The organism is Flavobacterium tructae (assembly GCF_001853485.1).
Taxonomy (GTDB): Bacteria; Bacteroidota; Bacteroidia; order Flavobacteriales; family Flavobacteriaceae; genus Flavobacterium; species Flavobacterium tructae.
Window position 1 is genome coordinate 990292 of sequence record NZ_MIKE01000011.1, and the last position, 18725, is coordinate 1009016.

Annotated in this window: 13 protein-coding genes; 7 read left to right on the forward strand and 6 right to left on the reverse strand. The window is 36.3% G+C overall.

All coding sequences use genetic code 11. The annotated features are described in order from the left end of the window. The first annotated feature begins 265 nt into the window (after positions 1-265). The gene (locus tag BHE19_RS06225; RefSeq protein WP_070906371.1) at positions 266-3766 is read left to right on the forward strand and encodes a T9SS sorting signal type C domain-containing protein; all 3501 of its coding nucleotides are present in this window, start codon (positions 266-268) and stop codon (positions 3764-3766) included. A gap of 17 nt (positions 3767-3783) precedes the next feature. Here the strand turns inward: BHE19_RS06225 and BHE19_RS06230 are convergent, their stop codons facing one another. From BHE19_RS06230 to BHE19_RS06245, 4 genes are all read right to left on the reverse strand, one after another. After that, positions 3784-4650, reverse strand: coding sequence for a cupin-like domain-containing protein (locus tag BHE19_RS06230; RefSeq protein WP_083342474.1), 867 nt, complete (start codon positions 4648-4650; stop codon positions 3784-3786). 81 nt (positions 4651-4731) lie between these two features. Further along, positions 4732-5820 carry a biotin synthase BioB gene (bioB, locus tag BHE19_RS06235; RefSeq protein ID WP_017497387.1) on the reverse strand — a complete coding sequence of 363 codons (1089 nt, stop codon included), beginning with the start codon at positions 5818-5820 and terminating at the stop codon, positions 4732-4734. Positions 5821-5991: 171 nt separating this feature from the next. Next, positions 5992-6429, reverse strand: coding sequence for a hypothetical protein (locus BHE19_RS06240; RefSeq protein WP_017497388.1), 438 nt, complete (start codon positions 6427-6429; stop codon positions 5992-5994). Positions 6430-6754: 325 nt separating this feature from the next. Further along, positions 6755-7684 (reverse strand): bifunctional riboflavin kinase/FAD synthetase, encoded by a 930-nt coding sequence (locus BHE19_RS06245; protein WP_070906373.1) that lies wholly within the window; start codon positions 7682-7684, stop codon positions 6755-6757. 247 nt (positions 7685-7931) lie between these two features. Here BHE19_RS06245 and BHE19_RS06250 point away from each other — a divergent pair, with 247 nt between their 5' ends. Next, positions 7932-10577: a zinc-dependent metalloprotease gene (locus tag BHE19_RS06250; protein WP_083342488.1), complete on the forward strand. Its 2646-nt coding sequence runs from the start codon at positions 7932-7934 to the stop codon at positions 10575-10577. A gap of 84 nt (positions 10578-10661) precedes the next feature. Here the strand turns inward: BHE19_RS06250 and BHE19_RS06255 are convergent, their stop codons facing one another. After that, on the reverse strand, positions 10662-11345 hold the full coding sequence (locus tag BHE19_RS06255; protein ID WP_165607906.1) for a ComF family protein: 684 nt from the start codon (positions 11343-11345) through the stop codon (positions 10662-10664). 98 nt (positions 11346-11443) lie between these two features. Here BHE19_RS06255 and BHE19_RS06260 point away from each other — a divergent pair, with 98 nt between their 5' ends. The 5 genes from BHE19_RS06260 to BHE19_RS06280 all read left to right on the forward strand — a co-directional run bounded on the left by BHE19_RS06260 (position 11444) and on the right by BHE19_RS06280 (position 17319). Beyond that, positions 11444-12985, forward strand: coding sequence for a glycine--tRNA ligase (locus BHE19_RS06260; RefSeq protein ID WP_070906375.1), 1542 nt, complete (start codon positions 11444-11446; stop codon positions 12983-12985). Between the two features lie 261 nt (positions 12986-13246). Beyond that, complete coding sequence (locus tag BHE19_RS06265; RefSeq protein ID WP_070906376.1) at positions 13247-14056, forward strand: LytR/AlgR family response regulator transcription factor; 810 nt, start codon at positions 13247-13249, stop codon at positions 14054-14056. A 175-nt stretch (positions 14057-14231) separates the two neighbouring features. Further along, a complete protein-coding gene (locus BHE19_RS06270; RefSeq protein ID WP_070906377.1) occupies positions 14232-14477 on the forward strand; it encodes a hypothetical protein in 246 nt (81 codons plus the stop codon). A 95-nt stretch (positions 14478-14572) separates the two neighbouring features. After that, complete coding sequence (locus BHE19_RS06275; RefSeq protein ID WP_070906378.1) at positions 14573-16624, forward strand: tetratricopeptide repeat-containing sensor histidine kinase; 2052 nt, start codon at positions 14573-14575, stop codon at positions 16622-16624. After that, positions 16621-17319, forward strand: a complete 699-nt coding sequence (locus tag BHE19_RS06280; protein WP_070906379.1) for a response regulator — start codon at positions 16621-16623, stop codon at positions 17317-17319. Before BHE19_RS06275 ends, BHE19_RS06280 begins: the two co-directional genes overlap by 4 nt. A gap of 144 nt (positions 17320-17463) precedes the next feature. Here the strand turns inward: BHE19_RS06280 and thiL are convergent, their stop codons facing one another. Continuing rightward, positions 17464-18510, reverse strand: a complete 1047-nt coding sequence (gene thiL / locus BHE19_RS06285; protein ID WP_070906380.1) for a thiamine-phosphate kinase — start codon at positions 18508-18510, stop codon at positions 17464-17466. Positions 18511-18725: the final 215 nt, after the last annotated feature.

The window sequence follows — 18725 nt, forward strand, 5'->3', positions numbered from 1 at the left end:
CCTGTTAAGTTAATTTTTATCATTTCTTATTGAAGCTTATAAAATAGAGTGTCTATACTCTTTACCTGCCTAAAATACTGATTGCTAATTTAAATGCCCCGATTAAATGAAACAAAAAGTACTCTTCACTTCAACATTTCACTTGTACTATCAGGATTAGTCTATCCTGTTTCGGCGTTTTATTTTTTGAGGTATTTAGAAATTACTTCAATCAGATTTTTATCTGATTGAGAAGTTCTGTTTTTAAATATTAAAAAATACCACGATGAGAAAATATTTACTTACACTTCAGTTATTTGCATTCCCTTTATTTTTTTATGCACAGACTAAAACAGTCTCTTTTTCAAGTGTTGGAACAAGCAGTTTTTATGTTCCTGCAGGTGTATCATCAGTAACTATGAGTGCCTGGGGAGGCGGTGGAGCCGGAGGTGGCTCAACGGTTCCGGGTCTGACTTTACAAAGAGCCGCTGGCGGAGGAGGAGGTGGTGCTTTTGCAGGGGGTATCTATTCTATGAACATGTCTATTCAAACGACCTTATCGATTACTGTTGGTAAAGGTGGTGCAGGAGCTTTGTCAGGTAATGGAGGTGCTGGTGATAATTCATCGATTACCGGTTATTTAATTGCATTGGCAGGAAATGGTGGAGCTGTCAATAATGGTACAGTTACCAATCCGGCGGGAGGTGCCGGAGGATTAGCTTCCGGATCTACAGGAGCTACTAAAGTCGACGGAGTAACCGGTGGAGCCGGTGAGACACTTTTACCCGCTGTAACCGGAGCCGGAGGAGCCGGAGGTACCAGTGGCGCTGATGTTGGAGGGGCAGGAGGTGCGAGTATTACAGGTTTATTAGCTAATAGTAATGGTAATCCCGGAACTCAGCCCGGAGGTGGTGGGAGCGGTGGAAAATCGGCACTTTTAGGTTCCGCTTCAACAGGGGGAGCCGGAGGAACCGGAAAAGTTGTGATTGTTTATACCTGTCCAACTTATAGCCTAACAAGTATATCAGCCTCGACCGTAAATATTTGTACCGGAACATCATCAACAATAACCCTAAATGGTAGTTTACCAGTAGGAGCATATAGCGTTGCTTATCAGGTAGACGGAGTAACTCAGACACCGGTAAGTATGACTGTAAGTACAAGTGGAACCGGTACTTTTACAGCTCCCGGATTTTCAGCTTTAGGAAGTAAAAGTTTAACAGTTACATCTTTAACTTCCGGAACAAGTGGCAATGCTGCCGATAATTGTGCTTCAACCATCAGTGCAAATAATACTGCTTCAGTAAATGTAACATCATCCGGGACAGCCCCTGTTGCTTTAGCAGGAACCGGAGCAACCTGTACCCAGATTACAGCAAATTGGCAATCTGTTTCGGGATCAACTTATTACACATTGGATCTTTCGACAGATATTAATTTCGGAAGTTTTGTTGGAGCCTATAATGGTTTGAATGTTGGAAATGTTTTAACGGTAAATATTACAGGTTTAAGCAATGCGACTACGTATTATTACAGAGTTCGAGCATTTAGCGGTACCTGTTTGAGTGCTTATTCGAATACCATAACTTACAAACCTGCTGTTTCTCCTGGTAATGTTGTATTGCAGGCAGCCACTAATACTTTGTGTACTTCATTTATGGCAAATTGGAGTGCGGAGGTTAATGCCGTGAGTTACTTATTAGATGTATCACTTGTCAGTAATTTTGCAAGTACTGTCTCAGGTTATAATGCTCTTGATATAGGAAATGTAACGACCTATTCAGTGACCGGACTGACTGCAAGTACAACCTATTATTACAGACTCAGATCAAAGAATGGTTGTGGAACCAGTGCTACTGGTACCGCAACAGTACAAAATATAGCGACGACTACTCAGCCAGGTACACCACTTAATGATCCGGTGGTTCAGCCCACCTGTGATGTTCTGACCGGAACGGTGGTTTTAAAGAATTTGCCAAACAGAAACGATTATACGATTACTCAAACCGGTACGTTCTCCAATACTTATTCGGGAGGAATAGGTGCCGATTGGACTAAATATACAGTTGCAGGACTGGCTCCTGGTACTTACAATTTTACGGTACAATATCCGGGCAGCTGTGCTTCTACGTCATTGTCGGGTATTGTCGTAAATGCTTTAGCAACGAATACCTATACCATTGCAGGAGGATGGTCGCTAGGAACGCCAACAACAAGCCAGAATGTTGTTTTTGCAGATGATTTTTCTTCGTCCGGAGATGTGAATAGCTGTGGCTGTACGATAAATGCCGGAAAAAAAGTAACCATAAATAGTTCAAATACGTTAACAGTTAAGAATGCACTAATTGTGGATTCGGGAGCGGGAACGGCTTTGACTTTTAAAACCAGTTCAAGTCTGGTTCAGGTGAATAGTGCAGTTAATTCTGGAAATATTTCGTACGAGAGAACAAGCCCGGGAATTCTAAAAAAGGATTATTTATATTGGTCCACTCCGGTAAATCCACAAAGATTAATCGATCTTTCGTCCGGAACAGCAGTGACAAAGTATTTTGGTTTTGATGGGACACAATGGGTCGTTACCGATAGAACAACTAATATGGTAGTGGGTAAAGGTTATATTATTCGTGGCCCGGAGTCCTATTCCAATACGGTTAAAGTAACTTTTACCGGAATTTTTTCAGGGGTTCCGAACAACGGAAATCTGGAAGGAGAATTGTTGAGTTCGGGAAAAAGTTATTTAGTAGGGAATCCTTATCCATCTGCTTTAAATGCCGATGCTCTTTTAAGTGCGAATAGTCTACTGGGCGGAACAATCTATTTTTGGACACATAATACGCCTGTACAACTTACCTATACAAATCAGTACACAACCGATGATTATGCTTCTTATAATTTAAGTGGAGGGGTTTCAGCAAAATCCGATCCGCTACATAGTGACATTCCGGCAAATGATAACGGAATTAAACCAACAGGTAAAATAGCAGCCGGACAATCCTTTTTTGTGACTACCGTAGCAGCAGGAAAAGTACAGTTTAACAATTCAATGCGATTAGGGGGTGCCAATAACAATCAGTTTTTTAAAGCTGAAAGCACATCAAAGGAAACTACTTTGGTCAAAAAACGTATCTGGTTAAACATGACCAATACGTCAGGAGCTTTTAAACAATTGCTGGTAGGATATATAGAGGGGGCGACTAATGAGTATGATAGTAATTATGACGGAATTAGTTTTAATGCGAATCCTTATCTTGATTTTTACAGTGTAGCAAACGGAAACAATTATGTCATTCAGGGTAGAGCTTTACCTTTTGCAGATACTGACATTGTTCCCTTAGGATATCGTACGACAATCGCGGGTGATTTTACTATTTCAATTGATGAGGTAGATGATAGTATGAGTGAACAGGCTATTTATATCGAAGATAAAACAACTGGAGAAGTTCATAATTTAAAACAGAGCAATTATACTTTTACAACCGCAGTCGGAACCTTCTCAGACCGATTAGTGTTGCGTTATACCGGAAAAACATTAGGGACCGACGATTTTGAAAACAGAAATAACGCTGTTGTTGTTTCTGTTAAAAATAGAATAATAAATGTGTCATCAAAAAAAGAACAGCTTAAAGACGTTTTTGTATATGATGTGTCGGGGAAACTGCTTTTCAGCAAAAGTAAAATTGGGAATAACGAGTTTCAAATACAAAATTTAGCATCAGGTAATCAGATGGTACTGGTAAAAGTGATTTTGGAAAATGATGTTGCAGGAACTAAAAAAGTAGTGTTTTAGGAAAAAAAAGAATGTTGTTAAGGGCTTTTTTGCAGATTTTCATTGGTATTCCGGATTGCTTTTTCATTCTTATAATCAATCCATTTTTGACCTTTGAATTTACGCATCATGATATCAAAATAACGCATAATAAAAACATTGTAAAAGGCTTTTGAGAGGTTTGTAATGTTTTTAGGAAAAGCTCTCAGACTCATCGAAAACCCCGGGGTTAAATATTTCATGTAATGCCAGTATCCTTCGGGCATGTACAGCATTTCGCCATGTTTTAAATTGGTGATAAATCCCTGTGTATTTTTAAGGGCAGGAAATTTTTCATAGTCAGGGTTATCAAAATCAATGTCTTCTCTTGAAATTAAGGCATGTGGTACCTTGTACATATATTTGGACTGATCGGGAGCAAAAAGCATGCACTGTTTTTCTCCATGAAAATGAAAATGTAAAATATTGGAGTAGTCAATGTCGTAATGCATGAACACCCGCGCATTTTCTCCGCCAAAAAACAGCATTGGCATTTGTTTGACCAAATTTAAGCCAATATCCGGCCATAAAAAGTCCTCTTTTAATAGCGGAACTTCTTTCATCAGATTATAAAGAAAAATGCGGTAGTTAGTTGGTTTTGATTCCAGAAGATGAATGTAATCACTCATTTTCATAGTCGTATGAGCTTCGTTAAAACCATCTTCATGATTTACAGGTCTGTCATCGTATAGAGGAACGATAATGTTTCCGGCAATTTCGTTGATATAGGATAATTTCCATTTGTGATAAGCCGGCCAGTCTTCGGTCAATTCTTCGACAACTACAGGAATTTGATTTTTCACATACTGGGAAATAAAATCAGCCTTTGAGATTTTTTTTACCCTTTCGATTTGTTTTAATTTCATCTCTATTAAATAAAAAAATTGCTTATAACACATGTTATAAGCAATTTAGAAATATTTATCGAGATTTATGAACTCTTTTTCTTAAATTTTTGATTTAGCTGTAGCTTCAAGATTTCTTTCAATAGTGTGTCCCGGTCTTGACCATTTTGGTTTTTCTCCTAGAGGAACAAACTGAGAATCAGCTGCCTCAACTGTTTTAGGTTGTGAAACTTTTGTAAATGGTTTTTGCGGATTCAATCCTAACATTTCAAACATCTTCATGTCTTCATGAACATCAGGGTTTGGTGTCGTAAGCAGTTTATCACCTGCAAAAATAGAATTGGCACCTGCAAAAAAGCACATTGCCTGTCCTTCACGGCTCATGTTAGTTCTTCCTGCTGATAAACGAACCTGTGTATCGGGCATTACAATTCTTGTTGTCGCAACCATACGGATCATTTCCCAGATTTCAACCGGCTTTTCCTCTTCCATCGGAGTTCCTTCAACAGCTACCAGCGCATTAATTGGCACAGATTCCGGTTGAGGGTTTAAAGTAGAAAGAGCTACAAGCATTCCGGCTCTGTCTTCGATACTTTCCCCCATTCCAATGATTCCTCCACTGCAAACCGTAACATTCGTTTTACGAACATTTTCGATAGTTTGCAAACGGTCTTCGAAACCACGGGTTGAAATAACATCTTTATAATATTCTTCAGAAGTATCTAAATTGTGGTTGTAAGCATATAAACCTGCCTCAGCCAAACGCTGCGCCTGATTTTCGGTAATCATACCTAGGGTACAGCAAACCTCCATGTCAAGTTTGTTAATGGTACGAACCATCTCTAAAACCTGGTCGAATTCTTCACCATCTTTTACATTTCTCCAGGCAGCTCCCATACATACACGTGATGATCCACTGGATTTTGCGCGTAAAGCCTGTGCTTTAACCTGGCTAACACTCATTAAGTCGTTTCCTTCAACACCCGTGTTATAACGTGCAGCTTGTGGGCAATACCCGCAGTCTTCCGGACAGCCTCCGGTTTTGATTGAAAGTAAAGTAGACACCTGAACTACGTTAGGATCATGTTTTTGCCTGTGAATTGTTGCTGCTTCATACAGCAAGTCCATCATAGGTTTATTATATATGGCAATTATTTCGTCTTTTGTCCAATTGTGTTTTGTAATGCTCATTGATGCAGTTTTTTGATGCTCCAAAAGTAGTTAAATAGTTCCAATCAACCAATGCCCAATCCTGTAAATGAATATTTGACAGCTATTTTCAAAAAAGAAACACTCTAAAATCATATTATTTTAATTTTTTATGATTTTAGAGTGCTATTTAGTTTGATTTATTTTGAAAAATTAATCAGCTGCATATTTGTTATTCCAGTACAGCATCATCATCAATGTAACGATTACTGACGAGGCAATTCCTTCAAAGAGTAAGCAGATGCAATAAGTTGGTACCGAAGGATTTCCGCCAAACATAAAAGTTTCCGAAAGTGTTTTTACATAAGCATCTCCGCCCCGCGCATAACTGTAAACTAACAGTCCGAATACACTTAGCGCCACACCTACTACAGAGGTAGCCATTGCCGAGACTGCATTGGACACAAAATTAGTTTCACCTTCATGAAGATTCATTCGCATGGTTTTATTTACACCATAAAATATAAAAAAGACATTTAGGGTTCGCAGATAGAATAAATGAGCCAAACCTAATACGTTCATCAATAAAAAGTAAATTCCAATTCCAAGGAAAATCAGAAAACCGTTGGTAATTTCTTTAGGTAATTTCATAATGGTTATTTTTAAAGAAGTTAATAGCAAATATTTGATAAACAGAGTTCTGTATCAAATTTACTAAAAAAATAACTACGATGATTTAAAAAGGGTAAAAAGTATGTCCGACCATACCATCGTAAAAAGAAACGATGAATTTTTATGGTAACACATAGAAACATTAGGTATTAATGCTCAGAAATGGTAGGATGAGAAGAAAAGACTTTCTTTTACATTTTTTATTATGTGTTTTTTAACCAGTGAAACACCTTTTTTAAGTTTATAAAAGGCTGTTTTCTATGTGTTAGAATGATTTCAACTCACAGGTTGAGGTAATGCTATCCTAAATTTTGTTTAAAAATGTGAGAGCATTTTTTCTATCCAGATGCAATTGTTCTTTTAACAAATCGACAGAACCGAATTTTTGTTCGTCCCTCAGGTATTGTAATAACGAAACCTGAATCTTTTTACCATAAATATCTGCATCAAAATCAAAAAGATTCACTTCGATGGTTTGTTTTTGCCCGTTAACAGTTGGATTAAAACCAATGTTCATCATTCCGGAAACTTCCTTTTGGTCGATCAAAGCTTTTACAACGTATACGCCGGCTTTCGGAATTAATTTATATTCATCATTGATTTCGATGTTAGCTGTTGGAAAATCAATAGTTCTTCCCAATTGTTTTCCCTGAACAACTTCACCGGTTAAAAAGTAGTTATAGCCCAGATAATCATTTGCCAAAGACATATTTCCTTCGTTGAGTGCTTTTCTGATTTTGGTTGAGCTTACAGAAACGTCCTGAATTTCCTGAGCGGAGATTTGCTCAACTTCAAAACCGTATTCATGACCGAAAGCGATTAAATCATCAATATTAGCCGTTCTGTTTCTGCCAAAGCGATGATCATGACCAATAATTATTTTCTGAATATGAAACTGATCTACCAGAATGGAATGTACAAACTCTTCTGCAGTTAGTCTGGAGAAACTTTCGTTAAAAGGATGAATGACCAGATTTTCGATTCCGGTTGCTTCCAGGAGCTTTGACTTTTCAGTGATGGTATTTAAAAGTTTTATTTCTGATTTTTCCTGCAGTACCATTCTTGGATGAGGAAAAAAGGTAAGCACTAAACTTTCATACTTTCCGTTTTCAGTGTTTTGGGTAATGCGTTCCAGAATTTTTTTATGTCCAATATGTACACCGTCAAAAGTTCCAAGAGTTAAAATTGTTTTCTTGGTTGACTGAAAATCGTTTATAGAATGAAAGAGCTTCAAAACAAATAATTTAAGATGGTGCAAATTTATACTATTCTATTTTAAATTTAATGCTTAGCGTAATTGATTTTTTACTCTCCAACCGTTAGTTTTTGTGAAAATGGAGTAGTCTATAAATTTAAAACTGTATAATTGTCTCTAATAAGTGTAAGATTTTGATTTAATTCGCGTAATTTTGATATACTTTTATATTTAGAATATGAAAAAAAACCTACTTTTTTTATTTTTTATTTTTTGTAGCGCAAGTATGTATGCCCAAAACGATGGTTTGTGGCAGAAAGTTGATGCTGTTTCGCTAAGCAAGAGAGGGATTACTTCTGAGCCGGGGCGATTGTATTATAAGCTGAATTCGGATTTTCTGAAAGCAAAACTAACTGCTACTACCGCTAAAACAGCGAAAAATACTTCGACAGAAATTACATTCCCCAATTCGGGAGGTGTACTGGAACGTTTTTCTGTTTGGGAATCTTCCAATTTTGAGCCTGAGTTACAGGCAAAATATCCGGAAATCAGAGCCTATGAAGGACGCGGTTTAGACGATAAGACGGCGAAGATTTATTTTAGTGTAGCACCAATTGGGGTTCAGACTATGGTGCTTCGTACAGATAAGCCATCAGAATACATCGAGCAAAATCAGGAAGATAAATCGTCCTATGTTTTGTTTACTAAAAATGATACAGCTTCAAAATCGCGTTTGACTTGCAAAACAACAGATGTACCAGAAAATAAAAGTACTTCTTCTACGGCAAAATCGGCAGCAAACAATAAAGTTTTCAAAACCTTTAGGCTGGCATTGTCTTGTACAGGTGAGTACACCGCTTATTTTGGAGGTACAAAAGCAGGTGCATTGGCAGGGATGAATGCTACTCTAGCACGAGTAAATGCTGTTTTTAATAAAGACCTTGCTGTAAGAGTGGTTTTAATTGCCAATAATGATGCTGTAATTTATACAAATGGATTAACGGATCCTTATTCTAACCCAGACAGAGGAACCTCTAAAGATCCTTCAGACGGGAATGATTATTGGAGTAAAGAAGTTCAAAGCACTTTAACAAGTGTAATTGGAGAAGCTAATTATGATATAGGACATTTGTTTGGGGCGTCCGGAGGAGGAGGAAATGCGGGCTGTATTGGCTGCGTATGCGATAGTCCGACACCGTCTGATGCAATGGGGAAGGGAAGTGCCTATACATCACCGGCAGATCAGAAACCGGAGGGAGACAACTTTGATATTGATTTTGTTGCTCATGAAATGGGACATCAGTTTGGAGGATATCATACTTTTTCTTTTGATGCATCAGAAAGAACAGGCCTAAATGTTGAACCGGGAAGCGGATCAACTATAATGGGCTATGCAGGAGTGTCTAAGGGGTATGATGTTCAAAATCATTCAGACGATTATTTTGCTTACGCCAGTATTCTTCAAATCCAGAATAGGTTGTCCGGAAAGAATTGTCCTGTTAGTGCATCCATAGCAAATAATCTTCCAGTAGTTGATGCTGGTGCGGATTATACAATTCCTATTAGTACACCGTTTATTTTAACTGGTATTGGCTCAGCCGTTGCTGGTGTGACCTATACCTGGGAGCAATTTGATAGTGCGTCAGATTCATCAACTGGAAACAGTAATAGTACGGCTTATCCTGAAAAACCCAATGGGCCTCTATTTAGGTCTGTACGTCCGGGGAGTTCACTTGTTCGTTATATGCCCGAGTTGAATACAGTACTTTTGAACAAGTTAACCACAACTTGGGAGTCGGTTTCTTCTGTTGCAAGAACATTGCATTTTACCCTGACAGCAAGAGATAATGGAGCATCGGCAGTTGCACAGACGAACACTGATACAATGATTGCAACGGTTGTAACTAATGCCGGACCATTTACTGTTACTTCGCAAAATACAGATGACGTTAGCTGGCCAATAGGTTCAAACCAAACGATAACATGGGCAGTGAATAATACCAATACACTACAAGGATCTTCGGCAGTTAATATCAAGCTATCAACAGATGGAGGTTTGACATTTCCAATAATTTTAGCCTCAAACACACCGAATGACGGTTCGCAAACCGTTCAGATTCCGACCAGTGTAACTGCTTCAACAAATTGCAGACTTAAGATTGAGCCAACAGCAAATATTTATTATGCTTTAAATAGTAAGTCGTTTGCAGTGGGGTATACTTCGACGACAACTTGTGATTCTTATAGTTTCGGGAATGCTTTTGCTATTCCTCCCGGAAATTCTTTCACTTCTAAAACGGTAAATGTTCCGGCATCAACCGGAACGATTTCCGATGTAAATGTTTTGGTTAATGTAACACACGATAAGCTTTCAGATTTCGAATTGCAAATAGTAAATCCGCAGGGTACAGTGGTTAATTTATATGATCGTAACAGTTGTGGCGGAATAAATTCTACTTTGGCTCTTCAGTTTGACGATGCCGGAGTTGCTTTAGATTGTTCTAAAACTACGAGTCAGATTGTTGTTCCAATTGATTTATTGAGTGTGTTTAACGGTCAGGATCCTAAAGGGACCTGGAGTTTTAGAGTTCGCGATGCAGTTACGGGTAATTTTGGAACTATAAATTCAGCTTCATTGAATATTTGCAATAAAACGTTTGTTTTAGGAGAGATTGATATTGAAAATGTAGCATTTACTTTATACCCGAATCCGAACAGAGGAAATTTTACCATTCAGTTTAGTAGTGATTCCATCAATAGAGTTCAGATTTATGTACATGATATTCTTGGCAGGCAGGTATATTTTAACTCTTTTGATAAAACGCCTTATTTTAATCAAAATATTCAATTAGCAGGAGCTACAGCAGGGATGTATCTGGTGACTGTAATAGAAGGGGAGCGCAGAACGGTTAAGAAAATAGTCCTATACTAGAGAAAAGATAAGTTTTAAAATAAAATCCAAATTTCAATAACTGCTGTTGTTGGAATTTGGATTTTTTTTGATTGGAATTCTATCTTATGAATTTGCCATTGCCATACAGACAATGCTGATTTTGGCTCCGGGAATTTTTTGTAAAGCTCTGGAACAAGCCTCAAGTGTAGCGCCCGTAGTCAATACATCGTCAACGATTAAAAAATGTTTGTTGTGATTTTCATTCGAAAATTTAACGTCAAAGATGTTTTCGATGTTTTCAGATCTTCCTAAAAGATTTTTTTTAGATTGGGTTTTTGAATATTTTTTTCGGTACAATAAGCCGGGATCAAAAGGAATTGCCAGGTTTTTAGATAAAGTGGTGCCAAAAGTAGTAACCTGATTGTAACCTCGTTTTTTTAGTTTTTTGGGATGCAGCGGTACTGGAATGATTACATCAAAAGGAATTTTTAAGCTTAATTCTTTTAAATCTTCGGCATACCAATTACCAAGAAAAGTTCCAATTTCTTCATGACCTTTGTATTTGAGATTATGGATCAGTTCCTGAACAACTCCTTTTTTGTTGAAATGTAAAAATGCCGATGCATGCTGGATGTCGATTCTTCCATAAAATTTCTTCACAGCCTCGTTTTTTGGGTTCAAATGATATTGAGTAAGAGGTAATTCGTGGCGACAACGAGTGCACAAAATAGTTTCACCACTAAGTAAAAGGGTGTGACATCCGACACAAACTTTAGGAAAAAAGAGGTTGATGAGATAATTAAACACAAATAGAAAGAATTTAGTTACAAAAATAACCAAATCATTGTTTCAAACTTTATTATTTTTCTTTTTTTTAAAAGTACTTTTTATATTTTTGCATCACTATGGCAAAACAAGAAGATTTATTTAAGAATGTGGTTTCGCACGCAAAAGAGTACGGATTTATTTTTCCGTCAAGCGAAGTATACGATGGATTAAGTGCAGTGTATGATTATGCACAAAATGGCGTCGAGTTAAAAAAGAATATTCGTGAATATTGGTGGAAATCAATGGTTCAGATGAATGAGAATATTGTCGGCTTAGATGCTGCAATATTAATGCACCCGACAACCTGGAAAGCTTCAGGCCACGTTGATGCATTTAATGACCCATTAATTGACAATAAAGATTCAAAGAAAAGATACAGAGCCGATGTTTTGGTAGAAGATTATGCAGAAAAACTTAATCTGAAAGCTAAAAAAGAAATTGAAAAAGCAAGTGCTCGTTTTGGAGACGCTTTTAATGAGCAGGAATTTGTTACGACAAATGCCCGTGTAATTGAATATCTGGCTAAAGAAAAAGAAATTAGAGAGCGCTTAGGACGTTCTTTAGGAAATGGAGATTTAGAAGACGTAAAAGCACTAATCGAAGAATTAGAAATTGCTGATCCTGAAACGGGTTCCAGAAACTGGACGGATGTGAAACAGTTCAATTTAATGTTCGGAACGAAGTTAGGAGCTTCTGCAGAGTCTGCAATGGATTTATATTTGCGTCCCGAAACGGCTCAGGGTATTTTTGTGAATTTCCTTAATGTACAAAAATCGGGTCGTATGAAAGTTCCTTTTGGAATTGCTCAAACGGGTAAAGCGTTTAGAAATGAAATTGTAGCAAGACAGTTTATTTTCCGTATGCGTGAATTTGAACAAATGGAAATGCAGTTTTTTGTACGTCCGGGTGAAGAAATGAAATGGTACGAACACTGGAAAACTACTCGTTTAAATTGGCATCTGTCTTTAGGCTTAGGAGAGCAAAACTATCGTTTTCATGATCATGAAAAGTTAGCACACTATGCTAATGCTGCTGCAGATATCGAGTTTAACTTCCCATTCGGATTTAAAGAATTAGAGGGAATTCACTCTCGTACAGATTTTGATTTAAAAGCGCACGAAGAATATTCAGGTAGAAAATTGCAATATTTTGATCCTGAGTTGAATGAAAACTATGTGCCATATGTAGTTGAAACTTCTGTAGGTTTAGATCGTATGTTCCTGGCTGTTTTTGCAACTTCATTGCAAGAAGAAGTTTTAGAAGACGGATCAACAAGAACCGTATTGAAATTGCCGGCTGTTTTAGCTCCAACAAAAGCAGCTGTATTGCCTTTGGTTAAAAAAGACGGACTACCTGAAATTTCTAAAAAAATCATCGAAGATTTAAAATGGGATTTCAACGTAGCGTACGATGAAAAAGATGCAGTAGGTCGTCGATACAGAAGACAGGATGCACTTGGAACACCATTTTGTATTACTGTAGACCATCAAACGATCGAAGACGAAACCGTAACTATCCGTCACAGAGATACTATGAAACAAGATCGCGTTAAAATCTCTGAATTAAAAGATATAATCGAGAACGAGGTTTCAATGAAAAACTGGTTGATGAAAATGTAATATTTATGACATTTATATATAAAAGCCCAAATTCCTTTAAGGAGTTTGGGTTTTTTTAATACCAAAAAGTGTATTTTGGCGATTATTTTTGCATTTCATCCTTTTGTGTTAACATTTGTTTGTAATATATCAACAATGAAATAGCAGAATAATTGAAATTTGTATTTTTAATTGCGAATAAATGGCCAAACAGGAGCCTTTCAAAAGGATCGATGAAATAAAAGTTTGTCGGGGGTTCATGAAAAATCAATAAAAATAAGATTGAAAAAGTATTCGTATATTATTATTGACGATGATGTGGAAAGTATTTTGAAAACCAGAACAATTGCAGAAGGTTTTTCAGAACTTACTTTTGCGGGATCGGCTGCGAATTATCAATCGGGATTGAATTTGGTTTTAGAGCATAGACCACATCTCATTTTGTTAGAAATAGATCCGAAAGACGGATCGAGTAATTTGTCACTTGCTTTTATAAATGAACTTCATCGGTTCTTGTCGCTTATTCCTAAGATCATCATCACCACAACAAAAAAAGAGCTTGCTTTTGATGCTATTCAGCATGGTGTTTTTGATTATATCTTAAAACCAGTTCTACGGATCGACTTGATGAAGACTATTCTGAAACTCGAAAAAGCTTTTCCTGCAGATGATTCTGAAACCATTGAGGAAGACAGTACGCCATTGAGTGAACTGTTTGCTGAACCGGCAAAAAGTGCTGAGCAGCCCCTTGTATTATGTGTGAAATCCTATGGAGATTATCGCTACATCAATTCCAATGATATTAGTTACTTTCAGGCAGATAATAATTCGACCGATATTTATTTGAATTCAGGCGAAATGATAACTGCTTTTAAAACCTTAAAGCATTTTGAAGGGGTATTGTCGCATCCTTTTATTAGGATTCATAACAGTTACATCATCAATCAAAATTATATTGCAAGAATCCATAACGGGAACTCGACTTGTTACATCAGGAATTCCTCTAAAAAGATTCCCTTTTCAAAAACATATAAATCAAATGTTGACTTAATTATTGCTGATTTCGCTATAGGAAATTATTTAGAAGTGTAAAAATTATACAACTACATTGATTTGCCCCTCATTGACTATCAATTGGGTACGATTTACCATAAACCTTTTTTTTCGTATTATTTTTTTTAAATGTGTCCTTAGTTTTACACCATGATTCGCGCATAGCGATGATTTTTAAAACTAAAAAAAAACAAACATTTAATACCCTCAGATCATGAAAAAGACAGCTTTAAAAATCGTATTATTTTCTACAGTAATGATAGCAACTTCGTTTGCAACTCCACAAAGAATTTCTCCATCAGATTCAATCGCTAAATTCTCTACGAATACTATTGATGACCAGTTTACAGGTCGTGGAAAAAGAAAACAGGATAACGTAAATACACTACATAATTTAAACCAATCTGAAGGATTTCGCCAGGACAGACAAGCTATAGGTGTTGTTAAGAAAATGGATTAAATTCATTCAAAATAAAATTGAAAGGCTGTCAAATTCTGACAGCCTTTTTTTTATGTCTTTAGTTTTAGTATTTTTGATAAAATTCAAAAAAGACATTGAAAAAAACTTTATCTATATTACTTTTTTTATCTCTTATTCTATTGGGATGCACTGGCAAAACTCATGTAGATGAAGATGAATCTTCTCCAATTGATAGTCTCCCTACGTTTTTATCTTTGGCAAATGATGTTGATTTAACGTATGATCTGAAACAAAAGTATAATAAGAAAGCATTTGCAATAATCATAAAGCAAAAAGACGATTCTGTCAATAAAGTCAATTTGTTTAAAATAGCCAATCGTTATTATAATATGAGCGATTGGAAATCGTACCTTCAAACGACTGAACTAATTCTGAAGAGATCAAAAGAGACTAAGGATTCTGCCAATATTGCCAAGGCTTATACTTACTTAGGTGACTATTATGTTTCAAAATCGGTTTCTGACAGTGCCTTTATGAATTTTTATCATGCCGAAAAATTATATTTAGCAATTAATGATCACTATAATCTGGCTAAAACTTATTTAAGTAAAGCTAGTCTGCAATACAACGAAGGAGATTTTTTTGAAAGCGAAATTGCTGTTTTTAAGGCATTGCGCAGTTTAAAAGGTCAGAAGAATGCTAACGATCAGTTTTATGAATGTTATAACTTATTAGGGATCTTGTACAATGATAAAGAAGAATATGGTAAGGCATTAAGTTTTCATAATAAGGCATTACTAAATCTTAATGATAAATCTATTCCCCTGGAGCTTCAGTTAAAAGCGGCATCATTAAATAATATTGGTTTTGTTTACATCAATATGCGTAATTACCGGGATGCCAAAAGATTTTTTGAAAAAGGTCTGAAAGAGGAAAATTTATTTAAAGAAAATACCATTTTGTACGCAATGCTGCTGGATAATCTGGCATACTCTAAATTTAAATTAGAAGAGTTAGACGGTCTTTCGGATGATTTCTTCAGATCACTGAAAATTAGGGATAGTCTAGGATTAAAATCAGCGATTGTGTCCAGCAAGATTCATTTGTCTGAATATTATGCCTTTAAAAAGGATACTTTTAAAGCAATTCAGTTCTCCAGGCAGGCTTTGCTTTTGTCCCGATCGACTAATAAAATTAATAATACACTCCAGGTATTAAAGCAAATTGCGGTTGTTGATCCGAAAAATGCCTCAGCTTACTCTAGGGAATATATTAAGTTGAATGATGAAATGTTGAGAGCCGAACGTAATATGGGGGAAAAATTCTCCAGAATCGAATATGAAACTAATGAAATAAAAGATCAGAACTCCAGTTTGCAGGAGAAAAACAAAACCTTAATATACATCTTTAGTATTTGTACTCTGATAGGCTTGTTTTTCTATGTGTATAAAACACAACAGGCAAGAAACAGAGAGCTGCTTTTTAAACAGCAGCAGCAGGTTGCTAATGAAGATATCTATAATTTGATGATATCGCAGCAAAATGATATTGAGCAGACTCGTATTAAAGAAAAGAAAAAAGTAGCTCAGGATTTGCATGACGGGGTGTTGGGCAGAATGTTTGGTGTGAGAATCAGTCTTGATAGTTTAGATAAAGTAGATGAGGCTGAAGCAGCTCCCAAAAGAAAAAAATACCTGACAGAACTTAAACATATTGAAGAAGATATTCGTGAGATTTCACATGATTTAAACCGTGAGAAATCAGAATTAATTAATAATTTTATCGCGATTTTAAACAAATTGTTTGAGGATCAGAGAAACACCTATGATTCCGCTTTAATCACTTCTTTTGATTCTAATATTAAATGGGAACTGGTTACAAATGCAGTAAAAATTAATTTATACAGAATTGTTCAGGAAGCCCTTCAGAATTGTAATAAGTATGCGAAGGCAAATACAATTACGATAGATTTTAAAAGTGAAATAAACCATTTGATTTTGTCAATTTCTGATGACGGAATCGGGTTTAATACCAAAACGACAAGAAAAGGTATCGGTTTGCATAATATTCAATACAGAGCGACAGAATGTAAAGGTTTTGTTTTCTTAAAATCGGCCAAAGGAGAAGGAACTCTTCTGATAGTCAAAATTCCAATAGATCAAAAAATAAACCTACAGCATACATGACAATTGACCCCAATCCCCAGGCTCCTCAATTAATTAGAAAAAACATTTTAATTGTTGACGATCACCCCTTTATTATTGAAGGATATAAGAATGCGATAACACGTTATAATCCTAATAAGTATGAGTTTTTTATTTTGCAGGCCCACGACTGTAAATCAGGGTATGATTTAATCGAAGATGTTCAGACTCCTGAATTTGATGTTGCTTTTTTAGATATCAGCATGCCTCCATACGAAGAAAAGAATATTTTTTCGGGTGAAGATCTGGCGAAATTACTTCTGAAGAAAATGCCAAAATGCAAAATAATTCTGTTAACAATGTACACTGAATTACTGAAAATTAAAACAATCATCAGAACCATTAGTCCCAATGGTTTAATTATCAAAAATGATCTCACTTTTGATGAATTGCTTTTTGCATTTGATAAAGTAATGAAAAGTGATAAATATTACAGCCAGTCCGTTCAAAAGATACTCAATCAATCTGCTCATAATTCTATTGAAATTGATGAGTTTGACAAGCAAATTTTATTTCATTTGTCAAAAGGAACTTCTTTAGCCGACATGCCGCAATACATTCCAATTTCTGTTAATGAAATCGAAAAACGCAAAGCGGGTCTTAAAGAACTGCTTAAAGTGAGAAGCGGTTTTGATGAGGACCTGGTCAAAGAAGCGAAATGTAAAGGGCTTTTTTAGAAGGGGAAATTCCAAATAAAAAAAATCCAAATTCCAGAGATATTACCGGAATTTGGATTTTTTTTATTTCAGTTTTAGGGTTTTGTCGGCGATTTTACCAGATGCTGTGACTGCGACTGAAAACTGAACACTGCGACTAAAAAACTACTCCGTCAGAGCGTCCCAGCCACGGGCTTTTAAAGCAATTTTTGTATTGGCACGTGTTACCAGATGAACTCCTTCGCTTTCATCGGCCATGTGGCCAATAATCGAGAAGTTAGGGTTGCCTTTTATCTTGTCAAAATCATTAATGTCGATGGTAAAGAGCAATTCATAATCTTCACCACCATTTATAGCCACTGTTGTACTATCGATATTGAATTCTTCACAGGTCGAGATAAACTGAGGGTCCAGAGGAAGCTTGTCCTCATATAAATTACAACCCACCTTCGATTGTTTGCAGAGATGCATGATTTCAGAAGATAATCCGTCTGAAATATCAATCATCGCTGTAGGTTTAATTTCAAGTGCATGCAATAAGGTACGAACATCTTTTCGGGCCTCTGGTTTTAACTGGCGCTCGATCAAATAACTGTACATATCCAGATCCGGCTGGCTGTTAGGATTCACCTGAAAAACCTGTTTTTCACGCTCCAATACCTGCAATCCCATATAAGCAGCTCCAATATCTCCGGTAACAACAAGTAAGTCGGTTTTTTGAGCACCATTTCGATAAACAATTTCTTCTTCGTTAGCTTCACCAATTGCGGTGATGCTAATAATTAGTCCTTTTTGCGATGAGGTAGTATCGCCACCAATAACATCTACTTTGTACTCTTTTGCAGCATGTGTAATACCTTCAAATAATTCTTCTAAGGCTTCTAATGGGAAACGGTTAGAAACTGCCACAGAAACCGTTATTTGCGTTGGTTTTGCATTCATCGCACAAATATCGGACAGGTTAACAACAACCGATTTGTAACCTAAATGTTTTAAAGGCATATACGCCAGATCAAAATGCACTCCCTCGATTAATAAATCGGTAGAGACCACTACTTTTTTGTCCTTAAAATCAAGAACAGCGGCATCATCGCCTATACTTTTCAGGGTAGATTCCTGAGTGATATCAAAATTTTTGGTTAAATGGTCAATTAGGCCAAACTCGCCTAATTGTGCTATACTGGTACGTTGCGGATTTTTATCTTCGATCATTTTCTTTTAAGTTCCAAAGTTTGTAAGGGGCAAAGGTACAAAGGTTTTGTTTAATTTTTTGGATTGTCGTCTGCATTACTTTTTCATTATGAAGAGCTTTACCGGAAAAATCGATTCCGTTTATTTTCGATAGGATTCTTTCCTCCTTAAAATTAGATAAATTCAAAAGGGAAGAAACTACTTTATCTGTGTTTTTACTGAGCAAATTTGTTGTT

Excerpts from the sequence above, each read along its gene's own strand:
- bioB (WP_017497387.1), bottom strand. The coding sequence starts at position 5,820 with ATGAGCATTACAAAACACAATTGGACAAAAGACGAAATAATTGCCATA.
- BHE19_RS06240 (WP_017497388.1), bottom strand. The coding sequence starts at position 6,429 with ATGAAATTACCTAAAGAAATTACCAACGGTTTTCTGATTTTCCTTGGA.
- BHE19_RS06225 (WP_070906371.1), top strand. The coding sequence starts at position 266 with ATGAGAAAATATTTACTTACACTTCAGTTATTTGCATTCCCTTTATTT.
- BHE19_RS06270 (WP_070906377.1), top strand. The coding sequence starts at position 14,232 with ATGAAAAAGACAGCTTTAAAAATCGTATTATTTTCTACAGTAATGATA.
- BHE19_RS06230 (WP_083342474.1), bottom strand. The coding sequence starts at position 4,650 with ATGAAATTAAAACAAATCGAAAGGGTAAAAAAAATCTCAAAGGCTGAT.
- BHE19_RS06260 (WP_070906375.1), top strand. The coding sequence starts at position 11,444 with ATGGCAAAACAAGAAGATTTATTTAAGAATGTGGTTTCGCACGCAAAA.
- BHE19_RS06250 (WP_083342488.1), top strand. The coding sequence starts at position 7,932 with ATGTATGCCCAAAACGATGGTTTGTGGCAGAAAGTTGATGCTGTTTCG.
- thiL (WP_070906380.1), bottom strand. The coding sequence starts at position 18,510 with ATGATCGAAGATAAAAATCCGCAACGTACCAGTATAGCACAATTAGGC.
- BHE19_RS06280 (WP_070906379.1), top strand. The coding sequence starts at position 16,621 with ATGACAATTGACCCCAATCCCCAGGCTCCTCAATTAATTAGAAAAAAC.